This is a genomic window from Cellulosimicrobium funkei, from assembly GCF_900155925.1.
GTDB lineage: Bacteria > Actinomycetota > Actinomycetes > Actinomycetales > Cellulomonadaceae > Cellulosimicrobium > Cellulosimicrobium funkei.
This window is the reverse complement of sequence record NZ_FTMI01000001.1, coordinates 439,280-463,129: the sequence shown is the minus strand read 5'-3', so window position 1 is coordinate 463,129 and position 23,850 is coordinate 439,280. Positions and strand designations below refer to the sequence as shown.

At 75.3% G+C, this 23,850-nt stretch carries 21 protein-coding genes and 1 riboswitch; of the genes, 18 read left to right on the top strand and 3 right to left on the bottom strand.

The features are described 5' to 3' along the window. Window positions 1-50: 50 nt before the first annotated feature. The 3 genes from BXA05_RS01990 (at window position 51) to BXA05_RS01980 (ending at window position 2,003) form a co-directional block, all read left to right on the top strand. Window positions 51-1,004 carry a LysR family transcriptional regulator gene (locus BXA05_RS01990; RefSeq protein WP_076403593.1) on the top strand — a complete coding sequence of 318 codons (954 nt, stop codon included), beginning with the start codon at window positions 51-53 and terminating at the stop codon, window positions 1,002-1,004. Further along, complete coding sequence (locus BXA05_RS01985; RefSeq protein WP_076403591.1) at window positions 1,001-1,546, top strand: hypothetical protein; 546 nt, start codon at window positions 1,001-1,003, stop codon at window positions 1,544-1,546. The genes BXA05_RS01990 and BXA05_RS01985 overlap by 4 nt, the downstream gene beginning before the upstream one ends. Window positions 1,547-1,616: 70 nt before the next feature. After that, complete coding sequence (locus BXA05_RS01980) at window positions 1,617-2,003, top strand: DUF1304 domain-containing protein (RefSeq protein WP_061267114.1); 387 nt, start codon at window positions 1,617-1,619, stop codon at window positions 2,001-2,003. A gap of 52 nt (window positions 2,004-2,055) precedes the next feature. On the opposite strand, the gene BXA05_RS01975 is transcribed toward BXA05_RS01980, so the two are convergent. After that, window positions 2,056-2,331 carry a hypothetical protein gene (locus BXA05_RS01975; RefSeq protein ID WP_021482313.1) on the bottom strand — a complete coding sequence of 92 codons (276 nt, stop codon included), beginning with the start codon at window positions 2,329-2,331 and terminating at the stop codon, window positions 2,056-2,058. Window positions 2,332-2,494: 163 nt separating this feature from the next. Here BXA05_RS01975 and purL point away from each other — a divergent pair, with 163 nt between their 5' ends. Together purL and BXA05_RS01965 are read left to right on the top strand one after the other, a co-directional pair. Then, window positions 2,495-4,867, top strand: a complete 2,373-nt coding sequence (gene purL / locus BXA05_RS01970) for a phosphoribosylformylglycinamidine synthase subunit PurL (protein ID WP_061267112.1) — start codon at window positions 2,495-2,497, stop codon at window positions 4,865-4,867. Window positions 4,868-5,098: 231 nt separating this feature from the next. Then, the gene (locus tag BXA05_RS01965; RefSeq protein ID WP_076403589.1) at window positions 5,099-6,106 is read left to right on the top strand and encodes an endonuclease/exonuclease/phosphatase family protein; all 1,008 of its coding nucleotides are present in this window, start codon (window positions 5,099-5,101) and stop codon (window positions 6,104-6,106) included. 84 nt (window positions 6,107-6,190) lie between these two features. Here BXA05_RS01965 and BXA05_RS01960 read toward each other — a convergent pair whose 3' ends face one another. Further along, complete coding sequence (locus BXA05_RS01960) at window positions 6,191-8,899, bottom strand: MMPL family transporter (protein ID WP_076403587.1); 2,709 nt, start codon at window positions 8,897-8,899, stop codon at window positions 6,191-6,193. Window positions 8,900-9,016: 117 nt separating this feature from the next. Further along, window positions 9,017-9,739, bottom strand: coding sequence for a TetR/AcrR family transcriptional regulator (locus BXA05_RS01955; protein ID WP_244550359.1), 723 nt, complete (start codon window positions 9,737-9,739; stop codon window positions 9,017-9,019). Between the two features lie 169 nt (window positions 9,740-9,908). Then, window positions 9,909-10,016, top strand: a riboswitch (SAM riboswitch). Between the two features lie 344 nt (window positions 10,017-10,360). Here BXA05_RS01955 and BXA05_RS01950 point away from each other — a divergent pair. The 13 genes from BXA05_RS01950 to BXA05_RS01890 all read left to right on the top strand — a co-directional run bounded on the left by BXA05_RS01950 (window position 10,361) and on the right by BXA05_RS01890 (window position 23,790). After that, window positions 10,361-11,515, top strand: a complete 1,155-nt coding sequence (locus BXA05_RS01950) for an LLM class flavin-dependent oxidoreductase (RefSeq protein WP_043657610.1) — start codon at window positions 10,361-10,363, stop codon at window positions 11,513-11,515. A gap of 17 nt (window positions 11,516-11,532) precedes the next feature. Beyond that, on the top strand, window positions 11,533-12,930 hold the full coding sequence (locus tag BXA05_RS01945; RefSeq protein WP_076403585.1) for an NtaA/DmoA family FMN-dependent monooxygenase: 1,398 nt from the start codon (window positions 11,533-11,535) through the stop codon (window positions 12,928-12,930). Window positions 12,931-12,989: 59 nt separating this feature from the next. After that, the gene (locus BXA05_RS01940) at window positions 12,990-13,886 is read left to right on the top strand and encodes a DUF1684 domain-containing protein (RefSeq protein ID WP_083711257.1); all 897 of its coding nucleotides are present in this window, start codon (window positions 12,990-12,992) and stop codon (window positions 13,884-13,886) included. Next, window positions 13,883-14,476, top strand: coding sequence for a GNAT family N-acetyltransferase (locus BXA05_RS01935; RefSeq protein WP_076403583.1), 594 nt, complete (start codon window positions 13,883-13,885; stop codon window positions 14,474-14,476). The genes BXA05_RS01940 and BXA05_RS01935 overlap by 4 nt, the downstream gene beginning before the upstream one ends. Beyond that, entirely contained in the window at window positions 14,473-15,564 is a 1,092-nt protein-coding gene (locus tag BXA05_RS01930) for an amino acid ABC transporter permease (RefSeq protein ID WP_076403581.1), read from the top strand. Before BXA05_RS01935 ends, BXA05_RS01930 begins: the two co-directional genes overlap by 4 nt. Further along, window positions 15,561-16,340 carry an amino acid ABC transporter ATP-binding protein gene (locus tag BXA05_RS01925; protein WP_076403579.1) on the top strand — a complete coding sequence of 260 codons (780 nt, stop codon included), beginning with the start codon at window positions 15,561-15,563 and terminating at the stop codon, window positions 16,338-16,340. Before BXA05_RS01930 ends, BXA05_RS01925 begins: the two co-directional genes overlap by 4 nt. Before the next feature lie 116 nt (window positions 16,341-16,456). Next, complete coding sequence (locus BXA05_RS01920) at window positions 16,457-17,479, top strand: ABC transporter substrate-binding protein (RefSeq protein WP_043657600.1); 1,023 nt, start codon at window positions 16,457-16,459, stop codon at window positions 17,477-17,479. A 7-nt stretch (window positions 17,480-17,486) separates the two neighbouring features. Further along, window positions 17,487-18,680, top strand: coding sequence for an FAD-dependent oxidoreductase (locus BXA05_RS01915; protein ID WP_061268343.1), 1,194 nt, complete (start codon window positions 17,487-17,489; stop codon window positions 18,678-18,680). Then, entirely contained in the window at window positions 18,677-19,618 is a 942-nt protein-coding gene (locus BXA05_RS01910; protein ID WP_083711255.1) for an NADPH-dependent oxidoreductase, read from the top strand. Before BXA05_RS01915 ends, BXA05_RS01910 begins: the two co-directional genes overlap by 4 nt. Window positions 19,619-19,666: 48 nt before the next feature. Continuing rightward, window positions 19,667-20,926, top strand: a complete 1,260-nt coding sequence (locus tag BXA05_RS01905; protein ID WP_076403576.1) for an LLM class flavin-dependent oxidoreductase — start codon at window positions 19,667-19,669, stop codon at window positions 20,924-20,926. A gap of 27 nt (window positions 20,927-20,953) precedes the next feature. Further along, the gene (locus BXA05_RS01900; RefSeq protein ID WP_076403573.1) at window positions 20,954-21,364 is read left to right on the top strand and encodes a rhodanese-like domain-containing protein; all 411 of its coding nucleotides are present in this window, start codon (window positions 20,954-20,956) and stop codon (window positions 21,362-21,364) included. A gap of 82 nt (window positions 21,365-21,446) precedes the next feature. Continuing rightward, a complete protein-coding gene (locus BXA05_RS01895; protein WP_076403571.1) occupies window positions 21,447-22,562 on the top strand; it encodes an LLM class flavin-dependent oxidoreductase in 1,116 nt (371 codons plus the stop codon). 130 nt (window positions 22,563-22,692) lie between these two features. Next, window positions 22,693-23,790: an LLM class flavin-dependent oxidoreductase gene (locus tag BXA05_RS01890; RefSeq protein WP_076403569.1), complete on the top strand. Its 1,098-nt coding sequence runs from the start codon at window positions 22,693-22,695 to the stop codon at window positions 23,788-23,790. Window positions 23,791-23,850: the final 60 nt, after the last annotated feature.

The following is a 23,850-nucleotide window of genomic DNA, read 5'->3' as shown; positions in this document are numbered from 1 at the left end:
ACAGTCGTGCACAGTTCCCGGTAGCCACGCTTCCGGATAGCATCGGTCGCATGATCGACCTCGCCGCCGTGGACGCCCTGCTCGCCGTCGAGCGCACCGGCACCGTGCACGCCGCGGCACGCGACCTCGGGTACACGCCGTCCGCCGTCTCGCAGCAGGTGAAGCGCCTGGAGCGCGACCTCGGCGCGCGCCTGCTCGACCGCGAGGGGCGGGGCGTCGTCCTCACGGCCGCAGGGCGGCGCGTCGTCGAGGAGGGCCGCGCGCTGCGCGAGCAGGTCGAGTCGCTGCGGGCCCGCCTGCACGACGCCGGGGCGCGCCCCACGGGGACCGTGCGCCTCGGGTCGTTCTCGACGGCGGTGCGCGGCGTCGTCGCCCCGCTCCTCGCGCGGGTGCGCGACGACGTGCCGGACCTGCGCCTCGTCGTCGAGGAGACCGAGCCGTGGGACGCCGTCGCGGCCGTCGCGGCGGGCACGCTGGACCTCGCGCTCGTGCACCACTGGGAGGGCGTCGGCCTCGCGCTCCCGCCGAGCCTGCGCGCCGAGGAGCTGTTCCGCGACGAGGCCGACGTGCTCGTGCACGCGTCGAGCCCGCTCGCGGGGCGGGCCGCGCTCACGCCGTCGGACCTGCTCGACGAGACCTGGGTCTGCACGCCCGACGGCACCATCTGCTACGAGTGGTTCTGCCACATGTTCGCGCGCGAGCCGCGCGTCCCGCGCATCGACTTCCGGTGCCTCGAGTTCGCGTCGCAGGTCGAGGTCGTGGCCCAGCGCCTCGCCGTCGCGCTCGTGCCGCGCCTCGGGCGCGGCCCGCTGCCGACCGACGTCGTCGCGGTGCCCGTGCACGAGCCCGTCCCGACCCGCCCGGTCACGGTCGTGTGGCGCGCGACCATGACCGACGCCCCCGCGGTGCGCTACCTGCGCGAACGCCTGCGCGTCGCAGGAACCCGGCACGGCCGCGAGCCGTTAGGCCCCGTGAGCACACCTGCCGACGAAGGGGCACGATGACCGAGCACGCGCCGACCCGACGGGCCGCCGACCCGCGCACCGTGGCGATCGCGGGGCTGTCCACCGTGGCGTGGTACGCCGTGCCCGACGTCGTCCGCCCGCGCTGGGCGCGCGCGCTCCTCAAGACCGCCGTCGCGACGGCCGCCGTCGTGCTGACGTTCACCTCGACGACCGAGGGGACCGAGGCGCGCGAGGGCCTGCGCTCCCTGCGCGACGCGGCCCGCGAGGCGGACGCGGACGAGACCGACGCGGAACCCGAGATCGCGACGGCCGACGGCGCCCCGCGCGAGGACAACACCTGGGCGACCGACGACGACGCCACGCCGGTGCCGGCGGGCGTCGTCGTCGCGGGCGCGGCGGCCGGGCTCGCGCTCGCGTCGACCCTCGTCGTCGCGGGCGAGAAGTGGGTCTACCGGCGCGGGGAGCGCCTGCGCGAGCGCGGCGTGCGGCTGCCGCACACGCGCGTCGGGCTCGTGGTCGGCGCGCTGGCCGTGGCGCTCGCGGCGGCCGAGCCGCTCCTGTGGAACGCTGAGGAGCGCTGAGGCAGCGACACCCGGTCGGTACGCCGGGGTCTGCGCACCGTGCGGCCTCGCGGACCGGGAGGGACCGACGATGATCGGGTTCGGGCTGGCGCTCGCGGGGGTCGCCGCGGCGATCCACGTGTACATCTTCGTCATGGAGTCGCTCACGTGGACGAGCGACCGCACGCGCGCCACGTTCGGCACGTCGCCGCAGGAGGCGGCGGCCACGCGCGAGATGGCCTTCAACCAGGGGTTCTACAACCTGTTCCTCGCGGTGCTCGTCGTGCTCGGCATCGTCCTGTACGCGGCGGACCGGCAGGACGTCGGCCTGACGCTCGTGGTCGCGGGGGCCGGTTCCATGGTCGCGGCGGGGCTCGTGCTCCTCGTCTCGTCGCCGTCGAAGGCGCGGGCGGCGCTCGTCCAGCTCGTCCCGCCCGCGCTCGGCGTACTGGGGGTCGTGCTGGGGCTGACGCTCTGAGCCGTCCCGCGTACCGCGGTGGCCGCGCTCGGAGTCGCGGCCGGGAGCCTGGTCAGCAGGACGCCGCGACGCGCATGGCGCTGAGCATCTCGAGGCGCGACAGGATGCGCTCGCGCTCGGCCTCGAGCTCGTCCCGGTAGCGGCCCTCCGCCGGTTCGACGGTCTCGACGGCCCCGTGGCCCACGTAGGAGCCCGTGCGCCGGGAGTAGCCGTTGAGCTGGCGCTCGACGAGCGTGAGCTCGTGGCCGAGCCGCTCCAGGTGCGGGTCGAGGAGGTCGCTGGTTCTGCTGCGGTCGGTGCCGGACGTCGGTTCGAGAAGGGTGGTCACCCCTCCATCGGAACCCGGAAACCGGGTTTCCGCACGGCGAGACGCTCGTCTCACTTCTCGGCCGCCCGCGACGCGAGACGCGCGGACGGCCTCTCCGCGGGCGCCGGTAGACTGGCCGCGCGCCGTCGTGCGCTCCCCGCTCAGCGCCCACCCGAGGGAAACGATGACCGCCCCCGCACCCCAGGCTTCCGCACGCTCCGAGGCTCGTCCTGCCGCGTCGACGCTCGACACCGTCGAGCACGCCGCCGCCACGCCCGACGAGGTCCAGCCGTTCGCCGAGCTCGGCCTCAAGCCGGACGAGTACCAGCGCATCCGCGACATCCTGGGGCGCCGCCCCACGGCCGCGGAGCTCGCGATGTACTCCGTCATGTGGTCCGAGCACTGCTCGTACAAGTCCTCCAAGGTCCACCTGTCGAAGTTCGGCGCCGCGACCACGGACGAGATGAAGAAGCACCTGCTCGTCGGCATCGGCGAGAACGCGGGCGTCGTCGACATCGGTGACGGCTGGGCCGTGACGTTCAAGGTCGAGTCGCACAACCACCCGTCGTTCGTCGAGCCCTACCAGGGCGCCGCGACGGGTGTCGGCGGCATCGTGCGCGACATCATCTCCATGGGCGCGCGCCCCGTCGCCGTCATGGACCAGCTCCGCTTCGGCGCCGTCGACCACCCGGACACGGCGCGCGTCGTGCACGGCGTCGTGAGCGGCGTCGGCGGGTACGGCAACAGCCTCGGCCTGCCGAACATCGGCGGCGAGCTCGTCTTCGACTCCTCGTACCAGGGCAACCCGCTCGTCAACGCGCTGTGCCTCGGCGTGCTGCGCCACGAGGACATCCACCTCGCCAACGCCTCGGGCGTCGGCAACAAGGTCGTGCTGTTCGGCGCCCGCACGGGCGGCGACGGCATCGGCGGCGCCTCGATCCTCGCGTCGGAGACGTTCGAGGACGGCGTGCCCGCCAAGCGCCCGAGCGTCCAGGTGGGCGACCCCTTCATGGAGAAGGTCCTCATCGAGTGCTGCCTCGAGCTCTACGCGGCGCAGGTCGTGGAGGGCATCCAGGACCTCGGTGCCGCCGGCATCTCGTGCGCGACGTCGGAGCTCGCCTCCAACGGCGACGGCGGCATGCACGTGTGGCTCGACGACGTCCTGCTGCGCGACCCGACGCTCAACGCGGGCGAGATCCTCATGTCCGAGTCGCAGGAGCGCATGATGGCGGTCGTCGCGCCGGAGAAGCTCGACGAGTTCCTCGCCATCACCGCCAAGTGGGACGTCGAGACCGCCGTCATCGGCGAGGTCAACGACTCCGGCCGCCTGACGATCGACCACCACGGCGAGCGCATCGTCGACGTCGACCCGCGGACCGTCGCGCACGAGGGCCCGGTGTACCACCGCCCGTACGCGCGCCCGTCGTGGCAGGACGGGCTCAACGCCCGCACCGTGGCCGCCGACGCTCTCGCCCGACCCGAGAGCGGCGACGAGCTCCGCGCGACGGCGCTGCGCCTCCTCGCGTCGCCGAACCTCGCGTCCAAGGAGTGGGTGACGAACCAGTACGACCGGTTCGTCCAGGGCAACACCGCGCTCGCGCAGCCCGACGACTCGGGCGTGGTCCGCGTCGACGAGAGCACGGGTCTCGGCGTCGCGCTCGCGACGGACGCGAACGGCCGCTACGGCAAGCTCGACCCGCGCACGGGCGCCCGCCTCGCGCTCGCCGAGGCGTACCGCAACGTCGCGACGACGGGCGCCCGCCCGCTCGCCGTGACCGACTGCCTCAACTTCGGCTCGCCCGAGGACCCCGACTCGATGTGGCAGCTCGTCGAGGCGATCGAGGGCCTCGCGGACGCGTGCCGCGAGCTCGGCGTCCCCGTGACGGGCGGCAACGTGTCGCTCTACAACGGGACCGGCGAGCCGGGGCAGATCGACTCGTCGATCCACCCGACCCCGGTCGTGGGCGTGCTCGGCGTGCTCGACGACGTCGCGCACGCCACGCCGTCGGGCTGGCGCGAGACGGGGGAGAGCATCTACCTCCTCGGCACCACGCGTGCGGAGCTCGACGGCTCGGCGTGGGCCGACGTCGAGCACGGCCACCTGGGCGGCGTGCCCCCGCGGGTCGACCTCGCGGCCGAGAAGGCGCTCGCCGGCGTCCTCGTCAACGCGAGCCGCGACGACCTCGTGTCGGCCGCGCACGACCTCTCCGAGGGTGGGCTCGCGCAGGCGCTCCTCGAGGCGTCGCTGCGCTTCGGCGTCGGGGCCACCGTGTCGCTCGACGCGCTGACCGAGCGCGACGGCGTCACGCCGTTCGAGGCGCTGTTCTCCGAGTCGACGGCCCGCGCGCTCGTCGCGGTGCCCCGCGGCGAGGAGTCCAAGCTCGTCGACGCGTGCGTCGCGCGCGGCGTCCCCGTCCTGAAGATCGGCGAGACGGGCACCGAGCCCGGCGCCGTCGCCGAGTCGGGCGAGGCGCTCGAGGTCGCGGGCTTGTTCACCGTCCCGCTCAGCGAGGCGGACGCGGCCTTCCGCGGCACGCTGCCGGCCATCTTCGGCTGACACCCGCTCCACCGACGCCCCGGTCACCACGTGGTGACCGGGGCGTCGTCGTCCGGTCCCGGTCCAGCCCTCGGTCGAGCACGAGGTTGGCGTCGGGACGGACCCCGGAACGACGGCAACCTCGTGCTCGGCGGACGGAGGGGACGGGCGGGTGGGCGGGTTCGGTGGAGATCACCGGGCGGGCCGGTGGGGCGGGTCGCGGCGGCGGGGCGGCGCTGCGAGAGTCCGGGCATGACCTCGGCCACCACGCGCCTCCCGCCCGCGCGCGTCACGACGCGGCGCCGACCGGGCGGCCGACCCCTCACGGTCGTCCTCGCCACGGGCGTCGTCGCGGTGCTCCTCCTCACGCTCGTGCGCATGCTGCCCGACGACGCGTGGACGCCCGTCGCGCAGCTCGTCGGGTTCACGCCGTTCGTCGCCCTGGGCGCCGCCGTCGGGCTCGTGCTCACGCTGCTCGCGCGCCGGTGGCTGCTCGCGGCGCTGCTCGCCGTCTGCGTCACCGTGCAGGCGGTGTGGCTCGTGCCCGCGTTCGTGCCCGGCCCCGCGCCGCCCGACGACGCGGTGACGCTGCGCGTCATGGGTGCCAACACCTGGTACGGCGCGGCGGACGCGGAGGCGCTCGTCGACCTCGTCCGCACCGAGGACGTGCAGGTGCTCGCCGTGCTGGAGCTCACGACGGACCTGCGCGAGCGGCTCGTCGCGGCGGGGATCGAGGACGTGCTGCCGTACAGCGCCGACGGCAAGGTCGGGCGCGGCGCCATGGGCAGCGGGCTGTGGAGCGCGCTGCCGCTCCGCGACGTGGACGTCGAGCCGTTCTCGAACGACGCGATGCCGTCGGCGACGGTCGAGGTCGACGGCGTCCCGGTGCGGGTCACCGCGGTGCACCCGATCCCGCCGATCCCGGAGTACGTGGACATCTGGCACGAGGAGACGGACGCGCTCGCCGAGCGCGCGCACGGCGACCCGCTGCCCCAGGTGCTCGTCGGCGACTTCAACTCCACCCACGACCACGCGACGTTCCGCCGGCTGCTGGGCGACCGGTTCCACGACGCGTCGCGCGCCTCGGGCGGCGGGCTCGACCTGTCGTGGTCGCCGCGCCCCGGCGTCGTGCCGCCGGTGCTCAACCTCGACCACGTGGTGACCGACCGTGAGAACGTCGTGACCGACGTCTGCTCCCTGCACGTCGTGGGCAGCGACCACCGCGCGATCGTCGCGACGGTGCACGTGCCCCGCCCCTGACGACGACGGACCCGGCACCACCGGCCGACGAGCGGGCTCGCTCGTCGACCGGTGGCACCGGGTCCGGTGCGGGGCTCCGCGGCCTCAGCCGCGCGCGGTCTCCGGCTCGGTCGCGTCCGGGCCGGTCGTGCCCGGCTCGGTGCCGTCGTCGGGCGCGACGCCCTGAGCCGCCGGGTCGGTCGACCCGTCGAGGTGGTGCGGGTGCCGGCGCTCGAGCGCGGCGCCCTCCACGTCGACGTCGGGCAGGATGCGGTCGAGCCAGCGGGGGAGCCACCACGCCTTGTCGCCCACGAGGTGCATGAGCGCCGGGACGAGCAGCATCCGCACGACGAACGCGTCGACCAGCACGCCGAACGCGAGCGCGAACCCGATGGGCCGGATCATCGCGCTGTGCGAGAAGACGAACCCGCCGAAGACGGAGATCATGATGATCGCCGCGGCCGTCACCACGGCCCGGCCCGCGCGGACGCCCTGCACGATCGCGACGCGCGCGGGGGCGCCGTGCGCGTACGCCTCGCGCATCCCCGAGCCGAGGAAGAGCTGGTAGTCCATCGCGAGGCCGAACAGGATGCCGACGAGGATCGTGGGCAGGAAGTTGAGGATCGGGCCCGGCGTCTCGACGCCGAACACCCCCGCGAGCCAGCCCCACTGGTAGATCGCGACGACCCCGCCGAGCGCGGCGAAGTACGACAGGATGAACCCGAGCGTCGCGACGACCGGCACGAAGATCGACCGGAACACGAGCACGAGGATGACGAGCGACAGCCCGACGACGACCGCGAGGTAGATCGGCAGGGCCTGCGCGAGCTTCTCCGAGATGTCGATGTTGCCGCTGGCCGAGCCCGCGACGCCGAGCGTGACCTCGCCGTCGAGCGGCTCGAGGGCGCGCAGCGCGTGCACGAGCTCCTCGGTGGACTCGCTCGTCGGGCCCTCGGCAGGGATCACCTGGAACGCCGCGACCGTGCGGTCCTCGGACGTCCCGATCGGGGCGACCGCCACGACGTCGTCCTGCGCGAACAGCTCCTCGGCCACGCCGACCTGGTACTCGAGCGCCTCGGCCTCGGTGGGCTCGCCCGGCAGGTCGGCGACGACGAGCAGCGGCCCGTTCGTGCCCTCGCCGAACTCCTCGGCGACGGTCGAGTACGCGCGGTACTGCGTGGAGTCGTGCGCCTCGGACGAGCCGTCGGGCAGGTTGGTCCGCAGGTCGAGCGCGGGCAGGGCGATCACGCCGAGCGCGACGACGGAGAGCAGGGCCGTCCCCACCGCGCGGACGGTCGACATGGGGCGCACGGGCTCCGCGGCGGGCAGGCCGCCCGCGGCGCCCGGCTCCGACGACCCGGCTCCGGCCGACGCACCCGTCGAGGCGCCCGCCGTCGCGGCGGTCCCGGCGAGCGCGGCGCGCTCGCGACGGCTGAGGATCCGCGGGCCGATCATGCCGAGGAGGGCCGGCGTGAGCGTGACGGCGATGAGCACGGCGATCGCGACGCACAGCGCACCGACCGTGCCCATGAGGCCGAGGAACGGGATGCCGGTGACGTTGAGCGCGAGCAGCGCGATGAGCACCGTCGCCCCGGCGAACACGACCGCGTTGCCCGACGTGCCGTTCGCGAGCGCGATCGACTCGTGCAGCTCGTCGCCCTGCTTGAGCTGGCGCCGGTGCCGGTTGACGATGAACAGCGAGTAGTCGATCCCGACGGCGAGCCCCAGCATGAGGCCGAGCACCGGCGTCACCGACGACATCTCCACGACCCCGGACAGCGACATCGCGGCGAGCGCGCCGATCCCGACCCCGATGAGTGCCGTGAGGATCGGCAGGCCTGCGCCCACGAGCGTCCCGAGCATGACGACGAGCACGATCGCCGCGACGACGAGGCCGACGGCCTCGCCCACGCCGAACACCTGCGGCACGCCCTGGGCGATGTCGGACGAGAAGTCGGTCTGGACGCCGTCGACCGGGTCTTCGGCGAAGACGGCCACGAGGTCGTCCTTCGTCTGCTGGTCGATGCTCATGTTCGGCTCGGTGAACGTCACGTTCGCGACCGCCGCGCTCCCGTCCGTGGACACGAGGCGGATGTCGGACGCCATGTCGAGCAGGGGAGCGGAGAGCTCGAGCTGCGCGGACTGCTCCTCGAGCGTCGCGCTCTGGTCCTCCAGCGCGGTGACCTGCTGGTCGAGCGTCGTGGCCTGCGACTCGAGCGTGGCGCGGCCCGCGTCGATCTCGGCCTGCTGCGCGTCGAGCTGCGGCGCCGCCTGCTCCAGCGCGCCCGCGGCCTCCGCCTGGGCACGTGCGGCGTCGAGCTCGGCCTGGCCCGCGTCGAGCTGGGCGCGCGCGGCGTCGACCTGCTCCTGCGCGGCGGCGAGCTGCGCGCGGCCGTCCTCGATCTGCTCGCGTCCCGCGGCGATCTGGGTGCGGCCGTCGTCGATCTGCTTCCGCTGGTCGGCGAGCTCCTCCTGCGTCGCGAACGGGTCGACGACCGACGCGACGCCGTCGACCTCCTCCGCCGCGGCGAAGCGGTCCGCGATCGCCGCCTCCTGCTCGGGCGTGAACGGCGCGCCGTCCTCCGTCGCGAGGACGATCGTGCCGCTCCCGCCCGACGCCTCGGGCAGCGCGGTCTGGAGCCGCTCGGTGACGTCCGCGGTGGGGGTGCCGGGGATCGAGAAGCTGCTGGCGAGCGTGCCGCCGAACGCGACGAACGCCGCCCCGGCGAGCACGAGCACCGCGAGCCACGCGGCGAGGACGGTCCGCGCGCGGCGCGCGCACGCGCGGCCGAGGCGGTAGAGGAGTTCAGCCATGAGGATCCTTCGGTGGGAGTCCGGTCCGGGTCCGGCGGGTGTGCCCGGGGTGGCGGGTGCGGTGCTGCGGGAGAGGTGGTCGCGAGGCGGGACAGGGCGGGGAGGGTGCGGGTCGTGTCAGACGGGGTCCGCCCAGCCGGCGCGGATCCGTTCGACGAGGCGGTCGAGCAGGCCGGACCACACCGCGCGCGACGCGTCGTCGTCGGCGGCGCCGGTCTCGGCCCACCAGCGCCGCTGGATGACGAGGACCCCGGCCATGAGCGCGCCCACGAGCATCTCGATCTCGAGCGGGTCGACGTCCGGGTGCCGGCGCGTGGTCGCCGCGACGAGGCGCTCGGCGAGGTGGGTGAAGGTGCGCACGACCATCGTCGTGACGCGCGGCGTGGGCTCGGTCGCGGTACCGCCGAGGGCGCGCGTGAGGTAGGCCATGGGGCCGACGAGGTCCGTGCCGCGCAGCGCCGCGGTGACGTCGTCGAGGGGCGTGGGGCGGTCGGTGCCCGGCTCGGCCGCGCTCGCCCCGAGCGTCTCGACGACGGTGCCCAGCACGTCCTCGCAGACCTCGACGACGACGTCGTCGAGCGACGCGAAGTGGTTGAAGATCGTGCGGCGCGCGACGTCGGCCCGGGCCGCGAGCTCGTCGACGGTGAAGCGCGCGCCGCCCTTCTCCTCCATGAGCGACGCGGCGGCGGCGACGATCGCGCGGCGGTGGCGTGCGCGCAGGGCCGCGCGACGGTCCGGAGCCGCGGCGTCCGGGCCGGGGACGTCCGCGCTCGGCGCGTCCGGGGTCACGGCGTCCGTCGCGGGCGCGGTCGGGCGCTCGGGTCCGGGGAGGAGAGGCACCTCTTGACACTAGGTGCATCGATGCACTCGGTGCAAACGAGGGCCTCGGCTGCTCAAAGTTGACCGATCGAGTCCAGTATGTGGGAAGGTCCCGGCGGTGCGTTGACACCCTCTCCGACCGCTCGTAGGTTCCCGGCAACCGAGGTCCACGGACCCCGGCACAGGACATGGTCATGAGCTCCGACGCGAAGCCCCGGCTCGTCGGACGGCAACCCTCCCGCGCGGCGGGGTGCCCCGGGTGAGGACCAGGTCCCGCGTCGCGCGACCTGCGCGGTGCGGGGCAACACGCGGCGCCCGGAGACGGGCACGAAGGAGACGGACGATGGACCGGCGAGAGTCGAGCACCGCGGTGAGCACCCCGCACGCGCCGACGTGCCCCTGTCCGGTCCGCGGTGCGGCCGTCGTCTCCTGTCCGGTCGGCGCCCTCGCGGGCGTCACCTGTTGTCGCTGACGACGCCCCGCTCCTGACGCCGCGCGCCCCCGCGCGCACGCCCTGACGGGCCTCCCTCCGGCCTCCCGGGCCCGCCCTGCCGCCCCGCGGCGGGGCGACCCTGCCCACCCCCGGCACCCCGCCGCGCCCTGAGCGCGCGGCCGGCGCCTGTCCCAGAACGGATCCTCGCGATGCCCGACCCCCGCCCCGCCCGTACCGTCCACCTGGGCGTCGACCTCACCGACGCCGGTGCGCACCCCGCCGCCTGGCGGACCGTGGGGTCCCAGGCCCAGCGCCTGTTCGACGCCAAGCGCCTCGTCGAGCTCGTGGCCACCGCCCAGCGCGGCCTGCTCGACCTCGTCACGCTCGACGACGCGTTCACCCTCCAGCCGGGCCGCAACGGGTCCGTGCGCGGCCGGCTCGACGCCGCGCTCGTCGCGTCCCGGCTCGCGCCGCGCAGCGCGGGCATCGGCCTCGTCCCGACCGTCACCACCACGCACACCGAGCCGTTCCACGTCTCCAAGGCGGTCGCGACGATCGACCACGTGAGCTCCGGCCGCGCGGGATGGCAGGTCGGGTGGTCCACGACCCCGGCCGAGGCCGCGGCCTTCGGGCGCAAGGGCGCCCAGGACGAGCCCGACGCCGTGGCCGAGGCCGACGAGGCGGTCGAGGTCGTCACGCGGCTCTGGGACTCGTGGGAGGACGACGCCGAGATCCGCGACGTCGCGACGGGCCGGTTCGTGGACCGCGAGAAGCTGCACTACGTCGACCACGAGGGCATCCGGTTCGCGGTCAAGGGGCCGTCGATCACGCCGCGCCCGCCGCAGGGCCAGCCGCCCGTCGTCGTCCGCGCGAGCACGCCGGCGTCGCTCGACCTCGCGGCCCGGCGCGCCGACGTCGTGCGGGTCCGCGCGGCGACGCGGGACGAGGCGGTCGCGCTGCGGGCGCAGGTGCGCGACGCCGCCGCGGACGCCGGGCGCGACCCCGACGGGCTGCGGGTCCTCGTGGACGCGTACGTCGTCGTCGGGGACACGCGCGCGAGCGCGCAGGCCCGCCTCGACCTGCTCGAGGACCTCGAGGGCGTCTCGTGGGACACCGACTCGCTGACGCACGTCGGCACGGCGCGCGACCTCGCGGCGACGGTCGAGGAGTGGGCGCACGCCGGTGCCGCCGACGGCTTCCTGCTGCGGCCGTCGTCGCTGAGCACGGACCTCGACGCGATCGTCGACGGGGTCGTGCCGCTGCTCCAGGGCGTGGGCCTGTTCCGCACCGCGTACCCGGGCACGACGCTGCGCGACACGCTCGGCCTCCCGCACCCCGCGAACCGCTACGCGGCGATCGCCTGAGCCCGGACGGACGCGACATGAGCACCCGACCCCGCAAGCAGATCCACCTCGGCGCCCACTTCCCGGGCGTCAACAACACCACCGTGTGGAGCGACCCCCGCTCGCGCAGCCAGATCGACTTCGCGTCGTTCGAGCACCTCGCGCGCCGCGCCGAGGAGGCGAGGCTCGACTTCTTCTTCCTCGCCGAGGGCCTGCGCCTGCGCGAGCACAAGGGCCGCATCCACGACCTCGACGTCGTCGGCCGCCCCGACACGCTGCCCGTCCTCGCCGCGCTCGCCGCCGTCACCGAGCGGCTCGGCCTCGCGGGCACGATCAACACGACGTTCAACGAGCCGTGGGAGCTCGCGAAGCAGTTCGCGACGCTCGACCTGCTCTCCGAGGGCCGCGCGGCCTGGAACCTCGTGACGAGCCCCGACGCCTTCACGGGCGCCAACTTCCGCCGCGGTGGGTACCTGCCCTACCCCGAGCGGTACGCGCGGGCGGCCGAGGTCGTCGAGGTCGCGCGCGCCCTGTGGGACTCGTGGGACGACGACGCGGTGCTGGCCGACCGGATCGCGGGCGAGTTCCTGCGGCCCGGGGCGGTGCGGCCGGTCGCGCACCACGGGACGTACGCGGACGTCGTCGGGCTGTTCGAGACGCCGCGCGGGCCGCAGGGCCACCCCGTCCTGTTCCAGGCGGGCGACTCGGCCGACGGGCGCGAGTTCGCCGCCGCGACGGCCGACGTCGTGTTCTCCGCGCACTCGACGTTCGACGCCGGGCGCGCGTTCTACGAGGACGTCAAGGGGCGGCTCGCGGCGCACGGGCGCGAGCGCGACTCCCTGAAGATCCTGCCCGCGACCGTCGTCGTGCTGGGCGACACGCCCGCCGAGGCGGAGGAGCGCGCCCGGGAGATCCGGCTCCAGCAGGTCTCGGGCCCGACGGCGATCGCGTTCCTCGAGCAGGTCTGGGGCCGCGACCTCGAGGCGTACGACCCCGAGGGCCCGCTGCCCGACGTCGACCCCGACACCGAGAACCTGTCGATCACGCGCGGCCGCGTGCGGCACGCGAAGGACCCGGCGGCGGTCGCCGCGGCGTGGCGCGAGCAGGCCGAGGCGAACGGGTGGTCGATCCGCGAGCTCGTCATCCAGGTGACGTCGCGCGGCGGGTTCGTCGGCACGCCGCAGCAGGTCGCGGACGACATCGACCGGCACGTCCAGGAGGACGCCTCCGACGGCTTCATCCTCGTGCCCCACCTCACGCCGGGCGGGCTCGACGACGTCTTCGACCAGGTCGTCCCGCTGCTCCAGGAGCGCGGCTCGTTCCGCACGGAGTACGCGGGCACGACCCTGCGCGAGCACCTCGGCCTCGCCCGCCCCGGCGCGACGCGCGGCGACGGCGAGCCCACGACGGCGCACCCCGCCGAGCTCGTCGGCTGACCGCCGCCGGCACCGCGGCGACCACCGCACCGACCACCCGCACCGACCTCGGAGGACCCATGAGCACGAGCACGCCGACCGCCACGGGCGCCGTGGCCACCGCACCCGCCGACCCCGTCGTGTCCGCGTCGCCCGACGCCGCCGCGTGGGCCGCCTGGCACGCCGACCGCGAGGACGGGCTGCGCCCGCCGCACGGCTGGCTGAGCCTCGTCGCGTACCACGCGCTCCCGGCCGAGCCCGCCGCCCTCCCGGGTGTCCCGGGGCTCTGGTGGGCCGACGCCGACGGCGCGCACCACCGCGCGGACGAGGGCGGCGCCGTCCGGACGACGGGCAGCGCCGTCGGGACCGTCGTCGTCGCGGAGGGCGGGTCGACGCTCGCGGGCACGTTCCTCCCGGACGGCCGGGACGCGGGCGACCCGTCCGACGGCGGCGAGACGCGCGAGGTCGCGGTGGAGGTCGTGCGCCGCACGGGCCGCTACGCCGTCCGCGTGCGCGACCCGCTCGCCCCGGCCCGGACGGCGTTCGACGGCGTCCCGACGTTCGCCTACGACCCCGCCTGGGTCGTCGACGCGCCGGTGCGCTGGTACGACGCGCCGCGGCCCGTCGTCGTCGGCGCCGCCCGGCCCGGCCTCGTGCACCACGTGCGCACGGTCGGCGAGGTCGACCTCGTCGTCGAGCGCGACGGCGCCCGGCGCGGCGCGACGCTCGCCCTCACCGGCGCGCCGGGCGGTGCGGTGACGCTGCTCTTCAGCGACGAGGCGGACGGCGTCGCCCCCTGGCGGGTCCTGCGCGTGGACGCCGACGCGGTGCCCGGCACCGCGGGCAGCGTGCGCCTCGACCTCAACCGGGCCGTCAACCTGCCGTACGCGTTCAGCGACTTCGGCACGTGCCCGGCGCCGGTCGAGGGCAACCACGTGCCGTTCGCCGTCACCGCGGGCGAGAGGGCACCCCGGTGACCGCCGTCGCCGCGCGCCCCGCCGGGCAGGGGACGCGCGAGGTCCGGTCCGTCGCGATGCACGACCCGCTCGTGCGGCCGCTGCTCGACGAGCTCTCCCACGAGTACTGGACGCGGTACCAGCGCGTGCTCAGCGCCGAGGAGCTCCGCGCCGAGATGGAGCACTACCCCGCGCAGGACTTCGCCGCGCCGCACGGCGAGCTCGTGCTGGTGCTGGAGGACGGCGAGCCCGTCGCGGGCGGCGCGTTCCGCCGTCGGGCCGAGCCGGAGCTCGGCGACCCGGCGCGCCTCGCCCGGCCGGCCGCGCGCCGCGCCGACGGGACGCCCGCCGTGCGCACCGCCGAGCTCAAGCGGATCTGGACGCACTCGGCGCACCGGCGCCGCGGGCTGGCGCGCCTCGTGCTCGCCGAGCTCGAGCGCCGGGCCGTCGAGCGCGGCTACCGGCGCGTCTACCTCACGACGGGCCCGCGCCAGCCCGAGGCCGCCGGTCTGTACCTCGCGACCGGCTACACGCCCCTGTTCGACACCGGGACCGATCCCGAGGAGATCGGCCCGCTCGCCTTCGAGAAGTGGTTGGAGGTCGCGCCATGAGCACCGTGTCGCTCCCGCAGGACGAGTCCCGGCAGCTCGCGCCGCCGTCGGGCCGGCACCCCGCCGACCCGCGCGGCGGTGTCGAGGACGCGCTGCCGCTCGAGAGCCTGCGCATCGTCCCCGCCCGGCACCCGGGCCGCTGGGTCGCGACGGCCGGCGTGGCCGTGCTCCTCGCCATGGTCGTCAGCTCGCTCGTGACGAACGACCGCTGGGAGTGGGGCGTCGTCGCGCAGTACCTCACCTGGCCCTCGATCCTCGAGGGCGCGTGGGCGACGATCCGGCTCACGCTCGTCGCGTCGGTCGTCGGGTTCGCGCTCGGCACCGTGCTCGCGCTCATGCGCCTGTCGCGCTCGCCGCTCCTGCAGTCGGTCTCGTGGACGTACACGTGGGTGTTCCGGTCCGTGCCGCTGCTGCTGCAGCTCCTGCTCTGGTACAACCTCGCCTACCTGTACCCGTACCTGAGCGTCGGCATCCCCTTCGGGCCGGAGTTCCTCTACTTCGACACGCTGTCCGTGATCGACAAGTTCTGGGCCGCGATCCTCGGGCTCGGGCTCTCGCAGGCCGCGTACTCGGCCGAGATCGTGCGGGCCGGGATCCTCTCGGTCGACCAGGGGCAGCAGGAGGCCGCCGCGTCGCTCGGCATCCCCAAGCGCCGCCAGGTGAGCCGCATCATCCTGCCGCAGGCGATGCGCTCCATCATCCCGACGGCCGTCAACGAGGTGATCGGGCTGCTCAAGGGCACGTCGATCGTCTACGTGCTGGCGTACGGCGAGCTGTTCTACATCGTCAGCGTCATCTACGGCCGCAACGGCCGCGTCGTGCCGCTGCTCATCGTCGCGTCGATCTGGTACCTCGTGCTCACCACGCTCATCACCGTCGTGCAGTACTACGTCGAGCGGCACTACGCGAAGGGCGCGGTGCGCACGCTGCCCCCGACCCCGCTGCAGAAGGCGCGGTGGACCGTGCTCGTCTGGGCGTCGCGGCTCTCCGGCCGCCCCGTGCCCGACGCCGTCCCGCCCGCGTACGCGGCCCGCGCCCGGGTGGGCGTGCTGACCCGCACCGCGCGCACGTCGGGAGGTGCGGCATGAGCGCCGACGTCGCGACCGCCGGGCTCGTCGAGATCCACGGCGTCCACAAGAGCTTCGGCACCCTCGAGGTGCTGCGCGACGTGTCGCTCACCGTGCCGCCCGGGTCCGTGACGGTCGTGCTCGGCCCGTCCGGCTCCGGGAAGTCGACGCTGCTGCGCGCGATCAACCACCTGGAGAAGGTCGACAAGGGGTTCATCTCGCTCGACGGCGAGCTCATCGGGTACCGCCGCAAGGGCAACACCCTGCGCGAGCTCAAGGAGCGCGAGATCCTCGGCCAGCGCACCCAGATCGGGTTCGTCTTCCAGAGCTTCAACCTCTTCCCGCACCTCACCGCGCTCGAGAACGTCGTCGAGGCGCCGGTATCCGCGCAGCGTCGGCGCCGCGAGGACGTCGAGCCCGAGGCCCGCGCGCTGCTGGAACGCGTCGGGCTCGCGGACAAGGCCGACGCGCGACCCCGCCAGCTCTCCGGCGGGCAGCAGCAGCGCGTCGCCATCGCCCGTGCGCTCGCGCTGCGGCCCAAGGTGCTCCTGTTCGACGAGCCCACCTCGGCGCTCGACCCCGAGCTCGTCGGGGAGGTGCTCGAGGTCATCAAGGACGTCGCGAGCACCGGCACGACGCTCGTCGTCGTGACGCACGAGATCGGCTTCGCCCGCGAGGTCGCCGACACCGTCGTGTTCATGGACGACGGCGTCGTCGTGGAGCAGGGCACGCCCGCCGAGGTGCTCGACCACCCGCGCCACGACCGCACCCGGGCCTTCCTCCAGAAAGTCCTCTGAAACCCACCCGACGTCCACCGACGCCCGCCGTCGTGACCCGCGACCGGCCGCCGGCCGTCCCGCACACCCGCACTCCCTGCGTCACCCCGACGCACCACCCGAGAGGTAGGACTCCCGTGACCGCAACGACCACCCGCGCCCGCGCCCCCCGCGCGCTCGCCGCCCTCGCCGTCGTGCCCCTGCTGGCGCTCGCGGCCTGCTCCGGGGTGAGCACCGACGCCCCGGCCGCCGCGGACGAGGGCGCGGCGACCGACGAGAGCACGACGTCCGTCTCGGACGCCCTCGACGTGAGCACGAGCCCGGACCAGGACCGCATCCGCACCACCGAGTCGGCCGAGGCCGTCGCGCTCCTCCCGGACGCCTGGAAGGACAAGGACGAGCTCGTCGTCGCGATCTCCGCGGGCGCGGCGCCGCCGCTCGGCTTCCTCGCCGACGACGACGAGACGCCCATCGGCAACGAGACCGACATCGCGCAGCTCGTCGCCGACGCGCTCGGCAAGGACCTGCGCCTGGAGGTCAAGGCCTGGGCCGACTGGCCGCTCGCGCTCGGCTCGGGCGACGTCGACGCCGTGATCTCCAACGTCACGGTGACCGAGGAGCGCAAGGAGACGATCGACTTCTCCACGTACCGCAACGACGAGCTCGGCTGGCTCGTGGGCGCCGACTCCGACATCACGTCGATCACGAAGCGCGAGGACATCGCGGGCAAGGTCGTCGCCGTCGGCTCCGGGACGAACCAGGAGAAGATCGTGCTCGAGTGGGACCGCCTCAACCAGGAGGACGGCCTCGAGCCCATCCAGGGCCCCGAGTACTACGAGCAGTTCTCCGATGTCCTGCTCGCGCTCCAGTCCGGGCGCATCGAGACGTACGTCGGCCCCAACGCGTCGCTCGCGTACCAGGCGGCGATCTCCCCGCAGGACTTCAAGGTCGTGGGCACGCTCAACGGCGGCTGGCCCGACACGGCGCAGATCGCCGTCGCCACGAAGAAGGGCAACGAGGCGGCCCCGGCCATCACGGCCGCGATCAACCACGCCATCGAGGACGGCACCTACCTCGAGGTGCTCCAGCGGTGGGGCCTGGAGTCCGAGGCCGTCGAGGAGTCGCAGACCAACCCGCCCGGCCTGCCGAAGACGGAGTGACCCGCGCATGACCACCAGCACCCAGCACGTCGACCACCTCGTGGTCGGGGGCGGCGTCATGGGCTCGGCCGCGGCGTGGCAGCTCGCCCGGCGCGGGCGCGACGTCGTGCTGCTCGAGCGCTTCGCGCCCGGGCACGCGCACGGCGCCTCGCACGGGACGTCGCGCATCTACCGCACGACGTACGCCGAGCCCGAGTACCTCGACCTCGCGCAGGAGGCGCTACGCCAGTGGCGCGAGGTCGAGGACGAGACCGGGACCGAGCTCCTCGACGTGACCGGCGGCGTGAGCCACGGGCGTCGTGACGGCGCGGCCGAGCGCCGCGTCGACGCGATCGGCGCCGCGTTCGCGGTCCGGGGGATCGAGCACGAGTGGCTCGACCCCGCGGCCGCGGCCGAGCGCTGGCCGGGGCTGCGGTTCGAGGGCCGGGTGCTGCACGAGGTCGCGACGGCCGGCCGGCTCCACGCCGACCGGGCCGTCGCGGCCCTCCAGGGGGCCGCGGCCGCGCGGGGCGCCGACGTGCGGCACGAGGTCGCCGTCCGGCACGTCGAGCGCGTCCCCGAGGGCGTGCGCGTCGTCACCGACGGCGCCGACGTCGTCGCGCGGGTCGTCGTCGTGACCGTCGGGGCGTGGAGCGCGGGTCTGCTGGGTTCCCCGGCGGGCGGCCTGCTCGGGCAGGAGCTCCCGCTCGTCGTCACGCAGGAGCAGCCCGCCCACTTCGCGCTCGCCCCCGGCACGTCGCCCGCGGGGTGGCCCGCGTTCACGCACGACGTCGGTCCCGGCACCGCGTGGCCGAGCGGCGTCTACGGGCTCGCGACCCCGGGCGAGGGCGTCAAGGTCGGCTTCCACGGCGTCGGCCCCGTCGTCGACCCCGACCGGCGCTCCTACCGGCCGGAGCCGGGCCAGCTCGCCGCGCTGCGCGACTACGTGCGGACCTGGCTGCCCGGCCTCGACCCCGACGCCTACGTCCCCGTGAGCTGCACGTACACCACGACGCCGGACCACGACTTCGTGCTCGACCGGCGCGGCCCGGTCGTCGTCGGCGCCGGGTTCTCCGGCCACGGCTTCAAGTTCGCCCCGGCCGTCGGGCGCGTGCTCGCCGACCTCGCGACCGCCCCCGGCGCCCTGCCCGACGGCGGCACCGCCGCCGAGCGGTTCGCGCTCGCCCGCCTCGCCGCACTCCCCGAGAGGACCGCCTCATGACGATCGCTCCCGCACCCACCGCCGGGGACGCTCCGGCCCCGGCCGCGGACCCCGGGACGCTCCCCGCGCCGCCCCACGACACCGACGGTGCCCGCGCCGCGCTCGCCGCGCGGTACGGCGTCGACCTCGCCGCGGTCGAGGACGTCGCGCCCGGCGCGGCCGCGGGCCTGGCACCCGCCGCGGACCGTCCCGGCACCGTCCTCGCGACGCAGCTGGGCCACCGGACGGTGCGCCGCTACCGCACCGACCCGCTGGCCCACCACGTCGTGCCGACGCTCGTCGCCGCCGCGCAGTCCGCCCCGACGTCGTCGAACCTCCAGCTCTGGAGCGTCGTCGCCGTCACCGACCCCGTGCGCAAGGCGCGGCTCGCGGCGCTCGCGGGCGACCAGGAGCACGTGCGCACCGCGCCGCTGCTGCTCGTCTGGCTCGCCGACGTCGCGCGGGCCCGCGCTCTCGGCGAGCGCGAGGGCGTCCGGCTCGAGGCGACCGACTACCTCGAGACGACGGTCGTCGCGTTCCTCGACGCCGCGCTCGCCGCGCAGAACGCCGTCGTGGCGGCGGAGTCGCTCGGTCTCGGCACCGTGTACATCGGCGCGCTGCGCAACCACCCCGCCCAGGTCGCGGCCGAGCTCGGCCTGCCCGAGGGCGTCGTCGCGGTCGTGGGGCTCGTCGTCGGGCACCCCGACCCCGCGGGCGGGGAACGGGTCAAGCCGCGGCTGCCGCAGGCGGCCGTCCTGCACGCCGAGCGCTACCGCGCCGTCGGGCAGGACCAGCACGTCGCGGCGTACGAGGAGCGCATCGCGCCCTTCTACCGCGAGGAGGGGCTCGACGGCGGCTGGCGCGACCGCGTCGTCGACCGCCTGCGCGTCCCCGGCGCCCTGCGCGGGCGCGCCCACCTGCGCACCACGCTCGCCGCGCTCGGGTTCCCGTCCAAGTAGCCCGGCGACCGCGTCGCCCCGAGCCACCGCACCCCACCAGAGGAAGCCATGTCCCACCAGCACCCGCACCCGACCGCCACCCCCGGCGGGCCGCGACCGGCGTCCGGCCGCGTCCCGCTGTCCGTGCTCGATCTCGCGATCGTCCCCGAGGGGGCGACGGGCCAGGACGCGGTGCGCCGCGCCGTCGGGCTCGCGCGCGACCTCGACCGGCTCGGCTACCACCGCGTCTGGTACGCCGAGCACCACCTGTCGCCCGGCGTCGGCTCGGCGTCGCCCGCCGTGCTCGCCGCCGCCGTCGCGGCCCGGACCGAGCGCATCCGCGTCGGCAGCGGTGCCGTGCTGCTCAGCACGACGAGCCCGCTCGTCGCCGCCGAGCAGTTCGGGACGATCGCCGCGCTCCACCCGGGCCGCGTCGACCTCGGGCTCGGCCGCGCGTTCACGCCGCCGACGGGGGAGAAGGGGGCCGGGGCGCCGCGGCGGGCCCGGCCCGCCACCGGGCCGCGGGTCGTCGACGGGCTGTACGTGCCCGGCGCGCCGCCCGCCGACGTGAACGACTCCGTGCTGCGCGAGCGCATCCTCGCGCAGAAGCGGATCGTCGGGGCGTCGCGCACCCCGGCGAGCTTCCGCGACGAGCTCGAGCTCGTGCTCGGCCTGCGCGCGGGGACCTACCGCGACGAGCGCGGGACGTCGTACGTGAGCCCGCCCGTCGAGGGCGCCGACTGGGACCTGTGGGTCCTCGCGTCGAGCGCGGGCGAGAGCGCGCGCGTCGCGGGCGAGCTCGGGCTGCCGCTCGCCGCGAACTACCACGTGGCGCCGTCGGCGACGCTCGACACCGTCGCCGCGTACCGCGAGGCGTTCCGGCCGGGCGTGCTCGACGAGCCCTACGTCGTCGTGTCCGCCGACGTGCTCGTCGCCGACACCGTCGAGCGGGCCCGCGAGCTCGCGACGCCGTTCGCGGACTGGGTGCTCTCCATCCGCAGCGGCGCCGACGGCGCGATCGCCTACCCGGAGCCGGGCACGTCGCCCGCGTGGGAGGAGCGTCCGGAGGCGGAGCGCGCGCTCGTCGCCGACCGCGTCGACACACGCATCGTCGGTGACCCCGAGACCGTCGTGCGGCGGCTCGAGACCCTGCGCCGCGCGACCGGCGCGGACGAGCTCCTCGTCACCACCGCGACCCACGACGCCGACGACGCCCGACGCTCGTTCGCGCTGCTCGCCGAGCACTGGTTCGCGGACGCCGACGCCGACGCTGCCGCACGCGCCGCCGTCGCCCCCGACGTCGCACCCGCGCTCGCCGCCACCCACTGACACCACCACCCCGCGAAGGAGACACCGATGACCACGACCCCGCCCCTGCGGGCCGCGACCGACGCCGCCGCCCAGGTCGCCGACGGCGCGCTGCTGATCGACGTGCGCTCGGCCGGCGGTCGCGCCGCGCACGGCGAGATCCCCGGCGCCACGCACGCCGACCGCGACGACCTCGACGCGCTGTTCGGCCCCGCCGACGCCCCGGTGATCTCGCTCGACACGCCCGTCGTCGTCGTGTGCGGGTCGCCGAACGGCTCCGGGCCGGTGGCCGAGGCGCTCGCACGCCGCGGGTACACGCACGTGTCCCACGTCGACGGCGGCTTCCCCGCGTGGAAGGAGGCCGGCCTCCCGGCGTCCGACCCCGTCGGGGCGGCCCCGGAGCCCGCGCCCTCGGGGTCCGCGGCGCCGCCGGAGCCGACGGCACCCGCCCGGCCCTGAGCCGGCGGCCGGACCGTGCCCCGCACGTCCGGTCCGCGACCCCGCACCCCGAACCACCCGCACCGACACCACGGAGACCCTCATGCCCGTCGAGTTCCTCGGCATCGCCACGACCAACGACGCCTCGGAGACCACCGAGCGCACGACCGCCGCGTTCGACCCCGCCTACCTCGAGCGCCTCGTGCGCGCGCACGAGGACAACGGCTGGACGCGCGTCCTCTTCGCGTACGGCTCCTCCGGCCCCGAGCCCGCCGCGCTCGCCGCCTACACCGCCGCGCGCCTGCAGTCGATCGAGCTGCTGCTCGCGCACCGGCCCAACGTGTCCTACCCGACGTACGCCGCCAAGACGTTCGCGACGCTCGACCAGCTCTCCGGCGGGCGGCTCTCCGTCCACTTCATCACCGGCGGCAACGACCACGAGCAGGGCCGCGAGGGCGACACGCTGACCAAGGACGAGCGGTACGCGCGCACCCACGAGTACATCCAGATCGTCAAGCAGGCCTGGTCGAGCGCCGAGCCGTTCGACCACCACGGCCCGTTCTACGACTTCGACGACTTCGTGCTCGACGCCAAGCCCTTCGAGGGCCGCACCCCGACCATCTCGTTCGGCGGGTCGTCGGACGCCGCGTTCCGCGTCGGCGCGGCCGAGGCCGACATCTACGCCGTCTGGGGCGAGCCGCTCGACCGCACCGCCGAGCAGATCGCGCGCGTGCACGCCGAGGCCGCCGCCGCGGGCCGCACGACGCCGCCGCGCATCCACGCCGCGTTCCGGCCGATCGTCGCGCCGACCGAGGAGCTCGCCTGGGAGAAGGCGCACCGCATCCTCGACCGGATCGAGGCGCGCAAGGCCGCCGCGGGGGGCCAGCTCAGCCGTCGGCACCCGATCGACAAGCCCGAGAACGCGGGTTCCCAGCGCCTGCTCGAGATCGCCGCCCAGGGCGAGCGCTTCGACACCGCGCTGTGGACCGCGACCGCGAAGGCCACCGGCGGCGCCGGCAACTCCAACGCGCTCGTCGGCACGCCCGAGCAGGTCGCCGAGGCGCTGCTCGCCTACTACGACCTCGGCGTCCGCGTCATCTCCGCGCGCGGCTACGACCTGCTCGACGACGCGGTCGGCTTCGGTCGCTACGTCATCCCGCTCGTCCGCGAGGAGGTGGCGAAGCGCGACGCCGCCGCCGCCGAGGCCACCGCGGCCTGACAGATCGGCAACCCCGCCCCGGGTCGGCAGCTCCGGTCGGGTTCGGCACCTGCGCGTGCCGAACTCGACCGGAGCTGCCGAACGCGCCGGTACCGGCCCCCGGACGACGACGAACAACAAGGAGAAGGACGTGCGGTTCCAGGTACTCGACATCGTGTTCAACCCGCCCCACCCCGTGACCGGGGAGGCGGTCGCGCCGTCCGACCGGTTGAACCGGGTCGTGGAGACGGCGGTGCTGGCCGAGGAGCTCGGGTTCGACTCGTTCGCGGTGGGGGAGCGGCACGCGGGAGAGGTGCTGTCGTCGGCGCCGACGGTGCTCCTCGGCGCGGTCGCGGCGCGGACGTCGCGCATCCTGCTGAGCACGGGCGTCACCGTGCTGTCGCTGCTCGACCCGATCCGCGTCGCCGAGGACCTCGCGACGGTCGACCAGCTGAGCCGCGGGCGGCTGGAGATCGTCATCGGCAAGGGCAACGAGGTGCTGCAGTACCCGCTGCTCGGGCTGGACCTCGACAAGCAGTACGAGTACCTCCAGGAGAACTACGAGCTGCTGCGCCTGCTGCTGTCGGAGGAGGACGTCAGCTGGAGCGGGCGGCACCGCCACGCGCTGGAGCACGCGACGACGCTGCCACGGCCGTTCGCCGGGCCGTTCCGGATCTGGCACGGGTCGGCGACGTCGCGCTTCGCGGTCGACCTCGCGGCCCGGTACGGGGACCCGATCGTCAGCGCCAACGCGCTGCAGCCGCGCGAGAACTACCAGGTGCTCATCGACCGCTACCGCGAGCAGTACGCGGCGCACGGGCACGACCCGGCGTACGGGTTCGTCGGGTCGGGCTCGGGCGGGCTGTTCCTCGCCGACACGACGGAGGAGGCGATCGAGCAGTACCGCCCGATCTACGAGGGCCAGGTCGCGGCGGCGGCGCGCCGGGGGTACGGGCCCGACGCCGTGGGGAAGGCACCGAGCTTCCGGACGGTCGAGGACGCCGTCGAGCGCGGGCCCGCGCTCGTGGGGTCGCCGGAGCGCGTGGCCGAGAAGATCCTCGACTACCACGCCTCGTACCGGCACGACCTGCAGTCCGTCTCGGTGAACCACCTGATCCCCGCGGCGCAGCAGGAGGACGTGCTGCGCCGGTTCGCGGAGGAGGTCGTGCCCGTCGTGCAGGCCGAGGTGAAGACGGACCTGTGGAGCCCGGCCGACGCCCGCCGCGCGGCGGGCTTCACCGCGGCCTGAGGTAGCCCGACGGACCGGAGGGGAGGGGCCCGTCTCGCCTGGCGAGGCGGGCCCTCGCCG